14 protein-coding genes and 1 riboswitch are annotated in these 17,830 nt (G+C 36.9%); of the genes, 13 read left to right on the forward strand and 1 reads right to left on the reverse strand.

The annotated features are described in order from the left end of the window. Positions 1-43 precede the first annotated feature (43 nt). The 6 genes from FNLLGLLA_RS04855 (at position 44) to FNLLGLLA_RS04880 (ending at position 8,652) form a co-directional block, all read left to right on the forward strand. The gene (locus FNLLGLLA_RS04855) at positions 44-613 is read left to right on the forward strand and encodes a helix-hairpin-helix domain-containing protein (protein WP_077708441.1); all 570 of its coding nucleotides are present in this window, start codon (positions 44-46) and stop codon (positions 611-613) included. Beyond that, positions 570-2,798 carry a ComEC/Rec2 family competence protein gene (locus tag FNLLGLLA_RS04860; RefSeq protein WP_156697558.1) on the forward strand — a complete coding sequence of 743 codons (2,229 nt, stop codon included), beginning with the start codon at positions 570-572 and terminating at the stop codon, positions 2,796-2,798. Before FNLLGLLA_RS04855 ends, FNLLGLLA_RS04860 begins: the two co-directional genes overlap by 44 nt. An 11-nt stretch (positions 2,799-2,809) precedes the next feature. Further along, on the forward strand, positions 2,810-3,787 hold the full coding sequence (holA, locus tag FNLLGLLA_RS04865; RefSeq protein ID WP_156697557.1) for a DNA polymerase III subunit delta: 978 nt from the start codon (positions 2,810-2,812) through the stop codon (positions 3,785-3,787). Positions 3,788-3,789: 2 nt separating this feature from the next. Further along, complete coding sequence (locus tag FNLLGLLA_RS04870; RefSeq protein ID WP_174892298.1) at positions 3,790-7,581, forward strand: PolC-type DNA polymerase III; 3,792 nt, start codon at positions 3,790-3,792, stop codon at positions 7,579-7,581. A 144-nt stretch (positions 7,582-7,725) separates the two neighbouring features. Further along, positions 7,726-7,935, forward strand: coding sequence for a hypothetical protein (locus FNLLGLLA_RS04875; RefSeq protein ID WP_174892299.1), 210 nt, complete (start codon positions 7,726-7,728; stop codon positions 7,933-7,935). 57 nt (positions 7,936-7,992) lie between these two features. After that, a complete protein-coding gene (locus FNLLGLLA_RS04880) occupies positions 7,993-8,652 on the forward strand; it encodes a hypothetical protein (protein WP_156697554.1) in 660 nt (219 codons plus the stop codon). Between the two features lie 110 nt (positions 8,653-8,762). Here the strand turns inward: FNLLGLLA_RS04880 and poxB are convergent, their stop codons facing one another. Continuing rightward, on the reverse strand, positions 8,763-10,505 hold the full coding sequence (gene poxB, locus FNLLGLLA_RS04885; RefSeq protein ID WP_024061651.1) for a ubiquinone-dependent pyruvate dehydrogenase: 1,743 nt from the start codon (positions 10,503-10,505) through the stop codon (positions 8,763-8,765). 293 nt (positions 10,506-10,798) lie between these two features. Next, positions 10,799-10,914, forward strand: a riboswitch (FMN riboswitch). 67 nt (positions 10,915-10,981) lie between these two features. Here poxB and ribD point away from each other — a divergent pair. The 7 genes from ribD (at position 10,982) to mtnA (ending at position 17,667) form a co-directional block, all read left to right on the forward strand. Continuing rightward, positions 10,982-12,196 carry a bifunctional diaminohydroxyphosphoribosylaminopyrimidine deaminase/5-amino-6-(5-phosphoribosylamino)uracil reductase RibD gene (gene ribD / locus FNLLGLLA_RS04890; RefSeq protein WP_038150019.1) on the forward strand — a complete coding sequence of 405 codons (1,215 nt, stop codon included), beginning with the start codon at positions 10,982-10,984 and terminating at the stop codon, positions 12,194-12,196. Beyond that, a complete protein-coding gene (locus FNLLGLLA_RS04895) occupies positions 12,177-12,833 on the forward strand; it encodes a riboflavin synthase (RefSeq protein ID WP_156697553.1) in 657 nt (218 codons plus the stop codon). Before ribD ends, FNLLGLLA_RS04895 begins: the two co-directional genes overlap by 20 nt. Before the next feature lie 15 nt (positions 12,834-12,848). Then, positions 12,849-14,051 (forward strand): bifunctional 3,4-dihydroxy-2-butanone-4-phosphate synthase/GTP cyclohydrolase II, encoded by a 1,203-nt coding sequence (locus FNLLGLLA_RS04900; protein ID WP_156697552.1) that lies wholly within the window; start codon positions 12,849-12,851, stop codon positions 14,049-14,051. A gap of 69 nt (positions 14,052-14,120) precedes the next feature. After that, a complete protein-coding gene (ribH, locus tag FNLLGLLA_RS04905; RefSeq protein ID WP_004697404.1) occupies positions 14,121-14,582 on the forward strand; it encodes a 6,7-dimethyl-8-ribityllumazine synthase in 462 nt (153 codons plus the stop codon). A 195-nt stretch (positions 14,583-14,777) separates the two neighbouring features. After that, complete coding sequence (hslO, locus tag FNLLGLLA_RS04910) at positions 14,778-15,656, forward strand: Hsp33 family molecular chaperone HslO (RefSeq protein ID WP_008713942.1); 879 nt, start codon at positions 14,778-14,780, stop codon at positions 15,654-15,656. Between the two features lie 109 nt (positions 15,657-15,765). Beyond that, the gene (gene mtnP / locus FNLLGLLA_RS04915) at positions 15,766-16,560 is read left to right on the forward strand and encodes an S-methyl-5'-thioadenosine phosphorylase (protein ID WP_008713941.1); all 795 of its coding nucleotides are present in this window, start codon (positions 15,766-15,768) and stop codon (positions 16,558-16,560) included. 42 nt (positions 16,561-16,602) lie between these two features. Beyond that, positions 16,603-17,667, forward strand: coding sequence for an S-methyl-5-thioribose-1-phosphate isomerase (gene mtnA, locus FNLLGLLA_RS04920; protein WP_156697551.1), 1,065 nt, complete (start codon positions 16,603-16,605; stop codon positions 17,665-17,667). Positions 17,668-17,830 lie beyond the last annotated feature (163 nt).

Consider the following 17,830-nt stretch of genomic DNA (forward strand, 5'->3'; position numbering starts at 1 on the left):
AATTTATTCTTTCATAGGGAAATCTTTTAGTAGGAGGTGCACTATGAAAGTAAAATTGAAGCCATATATGACAATTATATTAATCCTATGTGTTTTAGTAGGAATTTATTTCCTATGGCCTATTATAACAGATGAAAGCGATTCTGTCTTAGTTGAAGGAGCAATAGATGGAAATTCTTCTATATCAACTGTTGAACAAATATCCAACAAACCTATAGCTTATATTACGGGCGCCGTAGTTTCACCTGGTTTATATGAGTTTGAAAGTAGTGCTACTGTAGGTGATGTAGTTCAGTTAGCAGGTGGGCTATTACCTTATGCTGATGTAGAATCAGTCAATATGGCAAAGTCGGTTAATGCGGGAGATCATATCCACATAGTATTTAACTTCCACGGTAATCCAGAGGTTTTATTGCGCGGTAACAAAATTAATATCAATACAGCTTCTGCAAAAGATCTTGATGCATTACCAGGCATAGGACCCGCTATGGCAAAAAGAATTGAAGAGTATCGTTCACAAAAAGGACCCTTTACATCCGTTGAAGGTATCAAGGGGGTGAAGGGCATCGGTGATGGCGTATTTAAGAAGATTAAAGATAAAATTACAATCTAAATTTAGGAATACAGAACGAGCGTTTGAGGAATCAATCTTCAATACTCAAGTATTAGTTAATACAAAGCCATTTATAACTTATAGCCAATGGGCACATACTATATTGGGATCTATAATAATTGGCACTATATTAGGATATGGTAAATATTATCCCGTACTTAGTCAAATGCATTATATTTTTGCGATTGCCTTAGCTATTATTGGTGTAACTGTTATTAAAATAATGCAATCTTATTGTAGGTGGCGTTTATATGCCAATTTATTAATATTAGTTTTTGCTGCAATGGGATTATCCTATTATCAAACAGACTTACGAATTATTAACTATAACAGCTATACATCTTTCTATTTACAGCAAGAAGGAGAATATTTTGGCACTGTCGTATCATATCCTGAATTAGTAACTATCGATAAACAGGAATATTACAAATATAATGTAGAGTTACATGGATTACATCCCTATAAAGATACTGCTAAAAACGACTATATTAAGGCACAGGGTCGATTACAGATTTACTCAAAGGTATCTACTACAAAGTATTTAATACGGCTAGGGGATCAAGCAATAATTGAAGGTACACCAAAAAGTTTATTTCTCATCGAAGAGGAAGGACGCATTAATCTTAGAGGTAGATATATGAGCTCTAATACAAGAGGTCGAATCTATGATGGTGTATATCGATCTGCTACTAATAAAGATTTACAAGCATTCCACTTTCAAGAAATATTTTCTGAAAAACTATATGGAAAAAGTTTATATTTATGTGGTCAAATACGAGAATCTATTGAAAAAAATATTGCTAGTAATCTAGATGGTCCACAAAAGGTATTAGCACAAGCCTTATGCTTGGGTGGTCATTATAGTGAGCTAGGGGAAGAGCGAATGAAAGATTTTGCTTATACGGGCCTCATCCATATTTTATCTATCTCTGGCTCACATATTGCACTGCTATTAGCCTTAATTTACGGTTTAGGAAGACTCGTTAAATTACGGAAGCGCACATGCTTAATTTTAGGTATATTAGTAGCTTGTATATATTGCTGTATCGTTGGTGGAGATGCACCTGTTATACGTGCAATGATGATGAGTATACTCATGTGCATGGCTTATGTAAAAGGACGATTATATCAAGCTAAACAGGCTTTATGTATATGCGCTATTCTATGTCTTGTATATGATCCTTTTTCTTTGTTTGATGTAAGCTTTCAACTATCCTTTGGTGCAACCTATGGTTTACTTATATGGGGGAAGGTACTATATGAACGGATACAATGGCTACCAAAATGGATTAAAACACCCCTTGTGTTATGTGTGTCAGCACAGTTGCTCATCTTGCCGCTACAGCTGTATTACTTTCACTATATTAGTATTGCTAGTTTGTTAGCAGCTTGCATAGTAGCACCTATATTAGATATATCCATCATTTTAATCTTTATAAGCACTGTTATTAGCTATGTAATGTCTATATCGTTTCTATGGTCTTTGATAGATGCACTATTACGCATATTGTTATATTTAAATCATGTCCTAGGGCGTAGTGGTAGTTTACTTTGGCTTGGTATGATGCATCTTTGTTGTGTTTATGTATATTATACTTTACTAGGTCTGTTTACGTACTTTTTGACACATAAGAAGGAGTATACTGTATATGTAGTGATGTCCTTATTATGCATGGTTGCAGCCTATGGTGTTTCATACTATGTGACTCATCATCACAAGAATACGTTAATCCATTATATTCCTATGAAACAGTGTAATGTGCTGCTGTGCATAGCACCAAACCATGAACAGGCATATTTGTTAATCGATGCACCAGATTATATTAAAACGATACCTAATGAAAGACAAATTAATCAAACTATTAGGGCATATGGCATGAATCCTAGAATGGTAAAAGTTAAGTACTTTCACAGTAACGGTTTGGCAAGGGTAATATATAAAAATGGTATTAACCAAATAGTCGTATATAATGGACAAAGTAGAGAAAAAAATCTAAAATTAAATGATAAGGCTAATGTTTTATTTATAACGAGTCGATTTAGTGTAATGCATGAAATTGATCGTATTTCACCGCGTAGTACGGTTTTGTTTAGTAGTCCTCATGGTGCTTTACGCGATGTTGATCCATCATCAGAACATATGTATATAATGGGATACAGCTTTATTAAAGATATCTATCTGTGAAAGGAGGGAACATGGCACATATTCAACTCATCTATGGCGACGAACCACAATTAATTGAAGAAGAAAAACGTAAATTTTTAAGTGCCTATCCAGACCTTCCAGTGACTGTATTAGATGATGAGGTGGGCCCACAAAAAATAAGTGAAAAACTATGTGAAGATTCACTTTTTGGCGATCAAAAGGTCTTCTGTTTAGTTAATTTGCCCATTATTCGTAAAAGTGGCAAAAATAGTGATGCTTGGGTTCCATTGTATGAACTCCTCATGGAATATAATGGAGATAATCCTATCGTTTTGATCTATCATGATATGATTGATAAACGGATCAAGCAGAATAAAGAGATTTTAGAAAAAATACCAAATCATCAATGTAAGCGTCTTGAAGGGGCAGACCTCGTGATGTGGATACGTCAGTACTGTACGTCTAACGGCTTTAAAATGACGCCTGATGCACAGGAATATGTGGCTCATCTCATTGATTTGTGGCAAGAGGTACCTGTTTCTTTTATGAGAACTGAGTTTGACCGATATTTTTTACAGATTACTGAGGAAAAGGTTATTACCAAAGAATTTCTCGAAGAAAACGGTAGTGACTATGGAGCCAAAAATATTTTTACTTTTAAAGAGGCTCTATTAAAAAGAGATATCGATACATTACTTGAACTATTTCCATTTATGTTCGGCTATAAAGAATTAGACCGTGCTATGAGCTATATTGAGGGGCAATTACGTTTACAGTTGCTAGTTAGCGAATGTCGCCAAGTGGGTATGTCTGTTCAAGCCATACAAAACTTATGTAAGGATCATGATTCGTCATTTAAACCATATCCGATTAAGCTAGCTTACGAGGCGAGTCCTAGAATTTCAATTAAGGCTCTACGAGCTTTATTAAAAGGGCTTTATGAGATTATATTAGATAGCCGTAGCAGCAAGGGCGATATTTGGCGATTTAGAGATTTATGTATTACCTACTGTGGGTATAAGGGATAAAAATGAAAGTACGTTATCGTGTTGTACCAAAACAGAATAAGAAATCATCCTTCTATGTGAACTGTCATAGCCAACATGTGACGATTCAAGCAGCAGACTCTGCATTTTCCACATTGCTTAGTCTACGTGAAAGGTTGTCTGCATGGTATAAGGAAAAAAATATCTCTTTTGATGATATTCCAACAAATACAGATACAGCTTGTTGCTTTGCTTGGAAAGTAGATACTGAAACGGGTGAAGGGTTAGATACCTATTATTATGGCGGTGGCTGTGGTGCTGGTGAATGGATTGAAGCGGCTGAAGCACAACGTGAAGCTGAAGAGGCTAAAAATCAAGAACCTAGAGGCAAGTCTTTTGCGGGTTATGACCAACAAGATGAATATGATGATGTAGACGAAGATGATTTTGCCCCATTTGTAGAAGCTATTGAATTAGGCTATTTCAACAATAGTCCAGTTGTTGTGTCTCGTTCTAATCATACCGCTGCCGAATCTAGCAGTAGTGATACTATCGCATCTGTGAGTAGTACACCTAAAGCAAGCAAAGGCTTTGGACCTAAAAAAACTACAAAATCTACGGCTAAAGGAAGTGAAGGGGATGGTAAATATCCTCGTCGTGTACCAAAGGATGCACCTACTGATGAAGGCATGATTTTAGGACCTAAAATTGAAGGGGTCACATCTAAAATCATGGGCACCTTGGATACACCTAGTGTAATTTTTGAAGGTGTCTTTGTTGGTTTAGATAAACGTGATACTAAGACGGGTAAAAGTATCGTTAACGGCAGCATTGTAGATGATACAAATAGCATTAAATTTATCAAGTTTACGAACAGTCCTGAAGAAGGGGATGAATTATTAAAACAACTAAAAGGCTTACAACGGGTTCGCGTACAAGGTAGTGTCAGCTTTGATGATCGTTTTGACAAGGATTATATCCTTTCTATTCGCAGTATTGAAGCAATAGAAACTACTAGTGTGGAACGAACTGAAAATCGTCCGGACTCTCGTGTGGAACTCCACTTACATACTAAGATGAGTGATAAAGATGCTCTCGTATCTGTAAAAGACTTGTTTAAAACAATTAAAAAATGGGGTCATCCTGCGGTGGCTATTACGGACCATGGCGTAGTACAAGCCTTCCCAGAAGCGCAAGCTCTTGGTAAGGAGTTAGGTGTTAAAGTTATCTATGGTGTAGAAGGTTACCTCATCGAAGATGAAACGGTAATAAAAGATGAAGAGCCTGTACTAGATAAAAAGAAGAAGAAGGAAAAAGATAAACGGTACCATATTATTTTATTAGCTAAGAATATGGTTGGTTTGCGTAATTTATATAAAATGATTTCCATTTCTCACCTTGAACATTACAAGGTTCGTCCGCGTTTGCCTCGCTCCGTTATTGAAGAACATCGTGAAGGTATTATCATCGGTTCAGCCTGTGAAGCAGGGGAGCTTATGCAATCCATTGTTCGTGGAGCTACAAAAGAAGAGCTTTTGGAAGTAGCATCCTTCTACGATTATCTTGAGATTCAACCACATACTAACAATACGTTTTTGGTTCGTAAAGGTCTCATGCCCGACGAGCAGGCACTTATTGATATGAATAAGACCGTTATCGAATTAGGAGAAGCCTTAAACAAACCTGTATGTGCTACTTGTGACGTTCACTACCTGACACCAGAAGAAAAAATTTATCGTGAAATCATGTTAACTGCATGTGGTTATCCAGATGCAGACGAACAGCCAGATTTACATTTACGTACTACAGATGAAATGCTTGCGTCCTTCCCTTATTTAAGCGAAGAGAAAGCATACGAAGTAGTCGTTACTAATACACGTGCTATTAATGATAGCATTGAAGATATTAAGCCAGTGCCTGATGGTACATATTCACCTAAGATTGAAGGTGCTGACGAAGCTTTCACAGAAATGTGCTATAGAAATGCGAAGGCTATTTATGGTGATCCATTGCCTCGTGTCGTACAAGAACGTCTCGATTATGAATTGGATTGTATTATTTCCAATGGTTACGGCGTATTGTATTACATCGCTCATAAGCTGGTAAAAAAATCTCTTGATGATGGGTATCTCGTAGGTTCCCGTGGTTCCGTAGGGTCATCCTTTGCCGCTACCATGTCTGAGATTACAGAGGTAAACCCATTACCGCCTCATTATGTATGCCCTAACTGTAAATATTCAGAATTCTTTGAAAAGGGTGAATATGCAGGGGGCTTTGACTTGCCTCGTAAAGACTGTCCTGAATGCGGTCATGCTTTACAAACAAATGGACATGATATTCCATTTGCAATTTTCCTTGGTTTTGAAGGTGACAAGGTTCCAGATATTGACCTTAACTTCTCCGGTGATTACCAAGCAAAAGCTCACAAATATACGGAAGAACTATTTGGTCGTGACAATGTATTTAAAGCCGGTACAATTGGTACTATAGCTGATAAAACTGCTTTTGGTTATGTTAAAAAATACGCCGAAATTCGAGATATACAAGCCCGCAATGGATTCTTTGAACATTTAGCGAAAGGCTTTACAAATGTAAAGAATACTACGGGACAACACCCTGGTGGTATTATGGTATGTCCTCGAGATATGGATGTGCATCATTTTACGCCCATACAACATCCAGCGAATAAAAAGGAAAGTGGCGTATTAACGACACACTTTGATTATCACTCCATCGAAGGTCGTATGACTAAGCTTGATATTCTGGGCCATGATGATCCCACAATTATTCGTATGCTAGAGGATTTGACAGGTATCGACGCCAAGACAATACCATTTGATGATCCAAAGACATTGAGCTTGTTCTCCTCTACAGAAGGGATTGGCTTAACACCTGAACAATTACAAGGTGACCAAGTAGCTAGTTTGGCTGTTCCAGAATGTGGCACGAAATTCGTACGGGGCATGCTTGAAGACTCTCGTCCCCAAACATTCTCTGATTTAGTTCGTATTTCTGGCTTTTCACATGGAACAAACGTATGGCTCGACAATGCGCAAGATCTCATTAAAAATGGTACTTGTAAGTTGAATGAAGCCATTTCAACTCGTGATGACGTAATGAACTTCTTGATTCATCGCGGCATGGATAGAAAGCATAGCTTCTTTGTAATGGAAAACGTGCGTAAAGGTAAGGGTATTGAAAAACGAAATAAACAAGGGCAAGCTACGACGGAATTTGAAGCAGAAATGCGTGAAAATAATATTCCTGAATGGTTTATTGAATCTTGTAAAAAGATTTCCTATCTATTCCCACGGGCACATGCGGTAGCTTACGTAATGATGGCTTTCCGTATTGCTTGGTTTAAGGTATATCATCCATTGGCATTTTATGCAGCTTACTTCTCCATTCGTGCGAAAGCCTTCGATTTACGGATCATGACAGGGGACCTCAAAACACAATTGACCGAGTTTAACCGTATCAAGGCTCTTGATCGTGCTGCCAGTCCTAAAGATAAGGACCTTATGAGTGCTTTGGAAGTATCTATGGAAATGTATCAACGGGGCTATCGTTTTATCAATGTAGACATTCAACACTCCGAAGCTAGACGCTTTAGCATTAAGGATGGTGCTCTATTACCTCCATTCTTAGCTATTGATTCCCTTGGTGAAACAGTAGCTGATGCTATCGTCGAGGAAAGAAATGAACGTCCATTTACATCTCTAAAAGACTTACAACGCCGTTGTAAAGTATCAAATACCATCATTGATCTTATGAAAGACCTCAAATGCTGTGGTGAACTTCCTGAAGACGAACAAATGTCACTATTTGGAGCATAATAACATACAAGATTAGATTTAAATATAAAATAAGCACTATATAACTAAAAAGGGATATAGTGCTTATTTTTATATATTTTGCTACAATAAAGTTACATTGATTTGTATTTAAATAGAGTGCTCTAATAAAGGGAGTGTTAGGAAATGATAGATAAAAACAAAAATCAATCTTTGGAGATAGAATTTTGGGATATTGAGCCCGAGGATGCGCCTGAGTTAGAAGAATCTGATATTCCAGGTATATACTTTAATGAATTCCGTGAATATGTAGATGAAGAGGGTAATGTATTATCTCCATCTGATCTAGATGCAATACGGTATAAAGACGATTACGAAGACGATTATTATAGATGAATATATGCTAACTTTCTAAAGTATATTTTATAAGTTGAGAGGCTTAGAGAGATATATATGATAAAAAATATTTTATATGAAACTTTGAATAATATACGAATGTTTCTGTTGTTTTTTAAAAGATGTCCAGAAGTTGGTTTTTATAAAGCCTATAGAGAATATATCTATAGCAAAGTAATGGGGTTACCGAATTTTGAGTTAAAATATATATATGAAGTTTTAATTAGTAATATTCAAAGTAAACTATTATTTATATTTTCTACTATATTTTGGGGTGCAATATTAACATCCATGATTGGGGTTGGTGTAAGTTTAAGTTTTGAAATTTTAAAACCAAACTTTTCAGAAGATATTTTTATATCATATAACGAATATATGCGTATAATAGGGTTATCTTCGTTTGTCATAAGCGTATTAGGGTTTATTATTATTACTTTTTTTAGAGTTTCATGTTTAGAATCACTAGCATTTTATATAATACTTATTTTATTTGTTATTGGGGTAATATATTGGGCTAATCGAGATCATACAATTCTTATGGATTTATATTTTATAGTTTTATGTGCTTTGAGTACAACATTAATGTTATCATCTATTTTTAATTGTATAAAAAAATGTGCCATAATTAAGAAAATTATCATTGAAGGTTTATTAGCTCAAAATCGAAAGAGATATACTGTTAGATTGCCTAAAAAGTATAGAGTTTTAAAATTATAAATTATTTTATTAAAAGCTGATTATTATAGATAAAAGAGGTGTCATCATTTGATGACACCTCTTTTTTGAAAGTTTTGCAGTTTTAAATATTTGGCAGATTTAGTAAAGTTTTAGTATAAAGATTTATATTTCATCCAGTTTGTTTTGGCCATTTCTTTAAGCTCTGTACCACGGCCATCAAGGATTGCATTGATTAAATATTTGCTAAAGCCTTTAGCTTGTTGATATGCAATTTTAGGAGGCATAGCAAGTTCTTGTTTATCTACGCGAACGTTAACGATGACTGGGCCATTATGGTTAAGGGCTTCCATGATTTTTTCATCAACTTCGCTAGAGTTATGAATGCTCACACCTTTGATACCAGCAGCTTCAGCAAGTTTACCGAAATCTGGATTTACAAAGTCTGTAGCGTAGTCTAGATAGCCGGAAGCCTTCATTTCCATAGCGATAAAGCTAAGTTCTTCGTTATTGAATACAAAGATTTTAACAGGTAAGTTAAGTTGTTTTAATGTTAACATTTCGCCCATCATCATTGTAAAGCCACCATCACCAGAGAGGGAGATGACTTGACGATTTGGACAAGCATTTTGAGCGCCAATAGCATGCATCATAGCATTAGCCATGGAGCCGTGGCTAAAGGATCCTAAAATACGGCGTTTACCATTTGTTTTTAGATGGCGAGCAGTCCAAATAACCGGAGTCCCTACGTCAAAGGTAAAGATCGCGTCTTCTGCTGCTAGTTTATTGAGGCGATTTACGAAGTATTGAGGGTGAATTGCTACACCATCTGGCTCGGCAACGGCATAACTATCTAAATCACCTCTAAATTTAGTGTACGCTTTACGCACTGTGTCGATAAATTCAGTATCACCACGTTGGCCTACAAGAGGTAATAATTCTTTTAACGTATCTTTTACAGTACCAATGATACCTTGTGTAAGAGGTACGCGACGACCTAAAGCACTAGGATCTCTATCTACTTGTATTACTTTCGCATTTTCTGGATAAAATGGACGGTAAGGGAAGTCTGTACCAAGCATTACCAATGTATCACATTGTTCAATAGCACGGTAGCCAGATGTATAGCCTAATAGGCCAGTCATACCTACATCATATGGATTATCCCATTCAACCCATTCTTTACCTCTGAAAGCATGTACAACCGGTGCTTGCAAGCGTTTTGCTAATTCTACCACTTCGTCATGGGCACCTTCACAGCCGGCACCACAGAATAGGGTAATACGTTTGCCTGTTTCTAAATGAGCAGCCATTTCTTCAATATCTTCTCGTTGTGGAACGATATGAGGTAAACGAGGTGGGGTCCATACAGGTAATTCGTCAATTTCCATTTCCATAACGGCAACGTCCCCAGGAAGAACGATAACTGCAACATCTTGGTTACCAACAGCAGCGTTCATAGCACGGAATAGAATTTCCGGCATTTGTTTAGGATTGGATACAAGTTCGCAGAAACAAGAACATTCTTTGAATAGATTTTCTGGATGTGTTTCTTGGAAATAGTTCAAACCTACTTCAGATTGAGGAATGTGAGAAGCAATGGCCAATACTGGAACACGATTGCGATGACAGTCGAAGAGACCATTAATCAAGTGTAAGTTACCAGGACCAGAGCTACCAGCACATACAGTTAGTTTATGAGTTAGGGATGCTTCTGCACCGGCAGCAAAGGCTGCTGTTTCTTCATGTCGTACATGTTCAAAAGCAATTTTACCATTGCGGCGTAAACTATCATTTACAGAGTTTAGACTATCTCCAGTGATACCGTAAATGCGTTCGATGCCCGCATTGGCTAAGACTTCTATAAGTACATCAGAAATTCGTTTTTTTGCCATATTATCACCTATATTTAATAATTACTATCATTAAAATATGGTTATCCAAACCATATATACTATATTAGACTTGTTTAACTTGTAATTATGTGATAAAAGTTACTATTTACTGTATACATAGTTTATATATGTTTATATTAAAAGTAAATATATATTATTATTTATATTGTTCTAGTATTTGTGTTCTAAAAATTATATTTTAATTAAATTATTTAATATTCTTTCTCAATACAAAACTATTATTCTTGCATAACATTAATAAAAGTGTTACTATTAATTCATAAACAAAATAGATAAGTCTTTGGGGATAGGTGAAATTCCTTACCGGCGGTAAAGTCCGCGAACCTTTTTGGTATGAATCGGTGCAATTCCGATACCGACAGTAGAGTCTGGATGAGAAAAGACGAGGCACGTTTGTTGTGCGCATTTATGATGACCCAAGGACTATGTAATAGTCCTTTTTTTATTGAGGTGATATGGTGGATGACGTAGTATATATGAAGCGCGCCATTGAACTGGCAAAATTAGCCACAGGTCACACCTCACCAAATCCTTTGGTTGGTGCTGTTGTGGTAAAAGATAATACAATAATCGGTGAAGGTTATCACCATAAAGCTGGTACAGCTCATGCTGAGGTGCATGCACTAAATCAAGCAGGTGATAATGCCAAAGGTGCTACTTTATACGTAACATTAGAGCCATGTTCCCATTATGGAAAAACACCACCTTGTGCGCTTCGTATCATTGAGGCTGGTATAGCTAAAGTAATAGTAGGTAGTACAGATCCAAATCCACTAGTTTCTGGAAAAGGAATGGAGTTACTTCGTGAAGCAGGTATTGAGGTTGTTTGCCCCGTATGTAGTGATGAATGTGCTGAACTAAATGAGCATTTCTTTACCTATATACAGACAGGTAAGCCTTTTGTCACTCTAAAAAGTGCTATGTCACTAGATGGGAAAATTGCTACATCTACTGGACAATCTCAATGGATTACAAATGAGTCCTCTCGTCGCGATGGACATGTGTTACGTGCCACGCATGATGCCATGCTTGTTGGAATTGGTACAATTTTGGCAGATAATCCACAGTTAAATTGTCGTTTAACGGATAGTGAATTATCAGATGCGTTATTAGATAAAAGCATACTTGATGAACCGATTACGATTCATCAACCAGATGTAATTATCTTGGATAGTCTTGGTAGAACACCTACTACTAGTCGCGTCTTTGAAATAAATAATCGTAAGATTCATATATTCGTATCTAAAGGTTGTCCTAAGGATCGGATACAAGCCTTAGAACAAGTTGGTGCTCAAGTAACCGTAGTAGAATCTATTTCTACTCGTAAAAGCAAGAGCACAGACATTGTCATAGATATTAAGAAATTATCTATCGATGATATTCTTACAAAACTAGGTGAACTAGGTTACACATCTATTCTTGTTGAAGGTGGATCTGCAATTATCAGTTCCTTTGTGGAAACGAAGAACTTTGATAAGGTCGTAACATATATTGGAAATACCATTATTGGTGGTAACGATGCAACACCTGCTGTAGGAGGTCGAGGTTTTGAAAGTTTAGAGGTTTCACCGCAATTAACTTTCACCAAGACTAAAGTATTAGATAATAACATTCGCATTGAAGCATATCGTCAAGGAAGGAGGGGCGCTTATGTTCACGGGAATCGTTGAAGAAATCGGCCGCATCGAAAACATAAAAAAGGGCCCTAAATCCTTAGCCATAACAATTCGAGGAGAAAAAATTTTTAGCGATTTAAAAGTTGGTGATTCCGTAGCTGTTAATGGGGTGTGCTTGACGGCCACAACGATTGGCAATAGTATATTTACAGCGGATGTGATGCCAGAATCCATTAAGATGACTACGTTTACTAATTTGAAAGTCCATCAATTAGTCAACTTAGAGCGAGCTATGCTTGCTAATGGTAGATTTGGTGGTCATATTGTGGCAGGCCATGTAGATGGTACAGGTCGTATTATTAATCGTGAACAAACCGATAATGCCATTATCTTTACTATCGAAGCTCCAAAATCTGTTATGGATTATGTTATCTATAAGGGCTCCATTACCATCGATGGAATTAGCCTCACAATTATGCGACGAACAGACAGTAGTTTTTCCGTCTCTATCATTCCTCACACTTTGAGTGAAACCATTTTAGGTTTTGCTCATATTGGAACAGAGGTCAATTTAGAAACGGATATTGCTGGACGATATATTCGTCATTTTATGAATCTTGGTAGTGAACCTACCGAAGAAAAGCCTAAAAAATCTATGCAATCCCTCTTAGTAGAGAATGGATTTATATAAGTAAGGAGCGTTCCTATGAGCGAACAATTACATTCTATTAATGAGGTCTTACAAGACCTTAAAGCTGGTAAACCTGTTATTATCGTTGATGATGAAAGCCGTGAAAACGAAGGCGATCTTATCATTGCTGCAGAGTTTGCGACGCAAGAAAATATTAACTTCATGGTTAAATACGCCCGCGGTATCGTATGTACGCCTATGCGCCGCGAAGCGTTAGAAAAACTTGGCATTCCTGCAATGGTTACCAAAAATACTGATAACCATGAAACTGCTTTTACTGTGACTGTGGATCATGTAGATACTACAACAGGCGTGTCTCCTGCAGAGCGTGCTTATACAATTCAAAAACTATTAGATCCTAATGCGAAACCTCAAGACTTCCGTCGTCCAGGGCACGTATTCCCACTTGTATATAAAGAGGGCGGTGTACTGGTACGTCAAGGTCATACTGAGGCATCTATCGACCTTTGCCGTTTAGCAGGTTTACAGGAGGCTGCCGTTATTTGTGAAATTACAAAAGATGATGGTGACATGGCCCGTTTACCTGATTTGATGAAATTTGCTAAGGAGCATGATTTGAAAATTGCTTCTGTAGCAGAACTTATTGAATATCGTAAACAACATGAAGATATGGTTGAGCTTGGTGCTTGTTCTAAGTTGCCTACTAAATTTGGTGATTTTAATATTTTTGTATTTAAAAATGAATTAGATCATAAAGAGCATTTAGCTATCGTAAAGGGTAATGTTCAAGATTGTAGCAATGTGCTTGTCCGTATTCATTCTGAATGTTTAACAGGCGATGTATTTGGTTCTAAGCGCTGTGATTGTGGCGAACAATTAGACAATGCGTTGCGCGCTATTGAAAAAGAAGGCAAAGGCGTTGTTGTATATATGCGACAAGAGGGCCGTGGCATTGGTTTGACCAATAAAATTAAAGCCTATGCATTACAAGAACAGGGCCTTGATACAGTAGAAGCAAATGAACAATTAGGCTTCCCTGCAGATATGCGTGAATATTCCTTAGCGGCTCAAATTATCCGTTTCTTGGGTATTAAAAGCATCCGCTTATTAACTAACAATCCCGAAAAGCGTCATGGCTTAGAACATTGGGGAATCAATGTAACTAGCCGTGTACCACTCATCATTGCTGCAAATAAATTTAATGCAGGCTATTTAAAAACAAAAGAAGAAAAAATGGGTCATATGTTAGAAGACTAATTAACTTTCACCATATAACTCGGTCGTTACATATATATTTCCTTAGATGGAATAGAGGAGGTCAACATAATGATGGTTCAAGAAGGTAACTTATTAGGTACTGGTAAGAAATTTGCTATTATCGGTTCTCGTTTCAACGAGTTCATTACATCTAAATTAATCGGAGGCGCTGAAGATTGTTTACTTCGTCACGATGTTAAACAAGAGGATATTACAGTAATTTGGGTTCCAGGTGCTTATGAGATTCCTTTGATTGCTAAGAAAGCAGCTTTATCTGGTCGTTATGATGCAGTTATTTGTGTAGGTGCTGTTATTCGTGGAGCCACTACTCATTATGACTATGTATGCAACGAAGTGGCTAAAGGTATCGCACATGTATCTTTGGAAACTGGTATTCCTGTTATGTTTGGTGTAGTAACTACTGAAAACATTGAGCAAGCTATTGAACGTGCTGGTACAAAAGCGGGTAATAAAGGTTATGATTGTGCTATGGGTGCAATCGAAATGGTTAATCTTATCGATCAAATCTAAGAATTGTATATAACACTCAGTATCTTATGGTACTGAGTGTTTTTATATCATCGAAAATATGTTCTTTTAACTTTAAATCATACTAGACGAACATATATTCTCTATTATTGAAAGTTAAATATTTGACATGATATACTATATAAGCAATATAAAAATAATACCTTAATAAAATAAGTAGAAATAAGGAATGATAGAATGGATTATATAAAACGTTTTACAACCCGAGAAGGGGTTCGTATGTCTTTAGCTGTAACAACAGATACAGTTGAAACGGCTCGTGTACGTCATGATTTATGGCCTGTAGCAACAGCTGCTTTAGGTCGTGCTATGACGGGAGCTATTTTGTTGGCTGGTGATTTTAAAAACCATGAAAACGTAAGTCTTCGTATTAAAGGTGATGGTCCACTAGGTGTAGTTCACGTAGATGCATTTTCTGATAATACGGTTCGAGGCTATGTAGATGAGCCACATGTTGATGTACCTTTAAAGCATGCTGGTAAGCTTGATGTAGGTGCTGCCGTAGGTCATAATGGTGAAGTACAAGTTACGCGATTTACACAATTAGCGCAAGACTATACTTCTACAAGCCCGATTCAAAGTGGTGAAGTAGCAGAGGATTTGGCATATTATTTATATGCATCTGAACAAGTACCGTCTACGATTAGTTTAGGTGTATTAGTAGATCCAGATTACCATACAGTTGTAGCTGGAGGTTTTATCGTACAAGCCTTACCGGATGCTACAGATGAAGCATTAGCACAAGTAGAAAAGAATATTAATGAACTTGGTCCTATTACAGAATATTTGAAAGCAAATCCAGATGGTAAAGGTCTTATGGAACGCGTTCTCGATGGTTTAACTGTGAATGAAGTATATAATGAACCAATTCATTTCCAGTGTCGTTGTGGTCGTGATCGCTTTGCCAGTGTGCTAATGACATTACGTGAAGAAGATAAGAATGCTATTTTGGAAGATGACGTAACAGAGCTTGTTTGCCATTATTGTAATGAAAAATATCATTTCACACGTGAAGAGTTACAAAATATGTTCACCCAAAAAGGTCCAATTCAATAAAAACTTTATAATATGTAGAAAAAATACAGGCTACTAGGTTTTTCCTATAGCCTGTTTTTCTATTCTATGAGAAAATAAAAGATAGAGTTATTAATAATAGGAGGTCACAATGAGTGCAATTGGCGTAATTGGTGGTACTGGTGTTTATGATCCGTCCATCTTTGAAAATATACATGAAGAATCCTTAATGACACCATATGGTGAAATAGATTATGTACAAGGTACATACCATGGGAAAACTGTAATCTTTGTAGCTCGTCACGGCAAAGATCATACAATTCCTCCACACAAAATTAACTATCGTGCTAATATTTGGGGCCTCAAAAAACTAGGCGTTACATTTATTATCTCCACGACAGCAGTAGGTTCTTTAAATGAGAACTTTAAGCCAGGTCATTTTGTTTTGACTGATCAATTCTTAGATTTCACAAAGAACCGCATCACTACGTTTTATGAAGGTGGGGACCGTCCAGTGGCACATCTTGATGTAACAAACCCATACTGCCCTGAATTGCGTGATATCCTTCAAAAGGTAGGTACGGAACAAGGCCTTACGATACACAATGGCGGTACCTATGTATGTACTGAGGGACCTCGTTTTGAGACTCCTGCAGAAATTAAAATGTTCCACATGCTCGGTGGCGATACAGTAGGTATGACAAATGTACCGGAAGTAAATTTAGCGAATGAAGCTGAAATGGCATATGCTACGATCTCTATGATTACCAACTATGCAGCAGGTATTTCTGAATCTGCTTTGACACATGCGGAAGTTGTAGAAATGATGGGCAATATGGCGGCGCAACTAAAATCTCTTATCTTAGGTGCTATTGATGCAATCGATGTGGATGTTCGTTATGATGCGCATAATCGCATGCATGAATATGGTGGTTTTAAACTATAATCAACTCATAATGATACACAATAGTTCATCGAAGGAGAAGTTATGATTAATATTGAATGGCGTAAAGATACGCTGGTACTATTAGATCAAACTAAATTGCCTACTGAAATTACATACGTTCACTGTACAGATTGGCGCCAAGTGGCCGAAGCTATTAAAATGCTTCGCGTTCGTGGCGCACCTGCTATTGGCGTAGCTGCTAGTTATGGTCTCATTTTAGCTGCTATGGAAGCAGGACGTTTAGAGGCGCCATTTAGTGAACAACTTACAAGCTTATATGAGTTTAGTGAGATCTTAAAAGAAACTCGCCCTACGGCAATCAACTTAGCTTGGGCTGTAGATCGTGTAATTTCTCTTGTGAAAACTAATGTTGACAGTATGTCCTCAATGAGTGAAGTAGTAGACCTCATTACAAAAGAGGCTATTATCATTCACGAAGAAGATGTGTCTTTGAATAGACGTATGGCCGAAGCAGGTTCTACATTATTTGAAGGTAAAAAGAATATTCGCATCTTAACTCATTGTAATGCGGGTGCACTAGCTACAGGTGGTCTAGGAACAGCACTTGGTGTTGTTCGTAAATTACATGAAAATGGACAACTGGAACGCGTGTATGCTGATGAAACACGTCCATTATTACAAGGTGCTCGACTTACAGCCTTTGAACTTCACGAGGATGGTATTCCTATTACTCTTGAAACAGATAATATGGCCGCCTATGCGATGCAACATGGGTTAATTGATGCTGTTATCGTCGGTGCTGACCGCATCACTACAAAAGGGGATGTAGCCAATAAGATTGGTACCTATGGTGTGGCTGTACTAGCTAAATTCCACAATATTCCGTTTTATGTAGCCGCTCCTTATAGTACATTTGACTTTACTCTGGAAAATGGTGGAGATATTCCTATTGAGATGCGCAATGATGATGAAGTAACAGCTTTACACGGTGTTCAAATAGCCCCTAGTGGTATTGGTGTACTTAATCCTGCATTCGATGTAACACCTCATGAACTTGTAACAGCGATTATCACCGAAGAGGGAGTATTGACTCCAAATTATGAAGAGTCAATTGGTAAGCTACGCCAGATTGTAGAATCTAAATAATTTATGATTTTAATAATGTAGCTTATTAAGAAGCATTCGATATATAAGTAATTTATTATCTATATAAGCAATATATTATCTATATAAGTAAGTATCTATAACGATATTAACAAAATTATATAGTATCAATAAATCTAAGTAGATTTACTATCAACTATTTATT

This window comes from Veillonella parvula (assembly GCF_902810435.1).
In the GTDB taxonomy this organism is placed as follows: Bacteria; Bacillota; Negativicutes; order Veillonellales; family Veillonellaceae; genus Veillonella.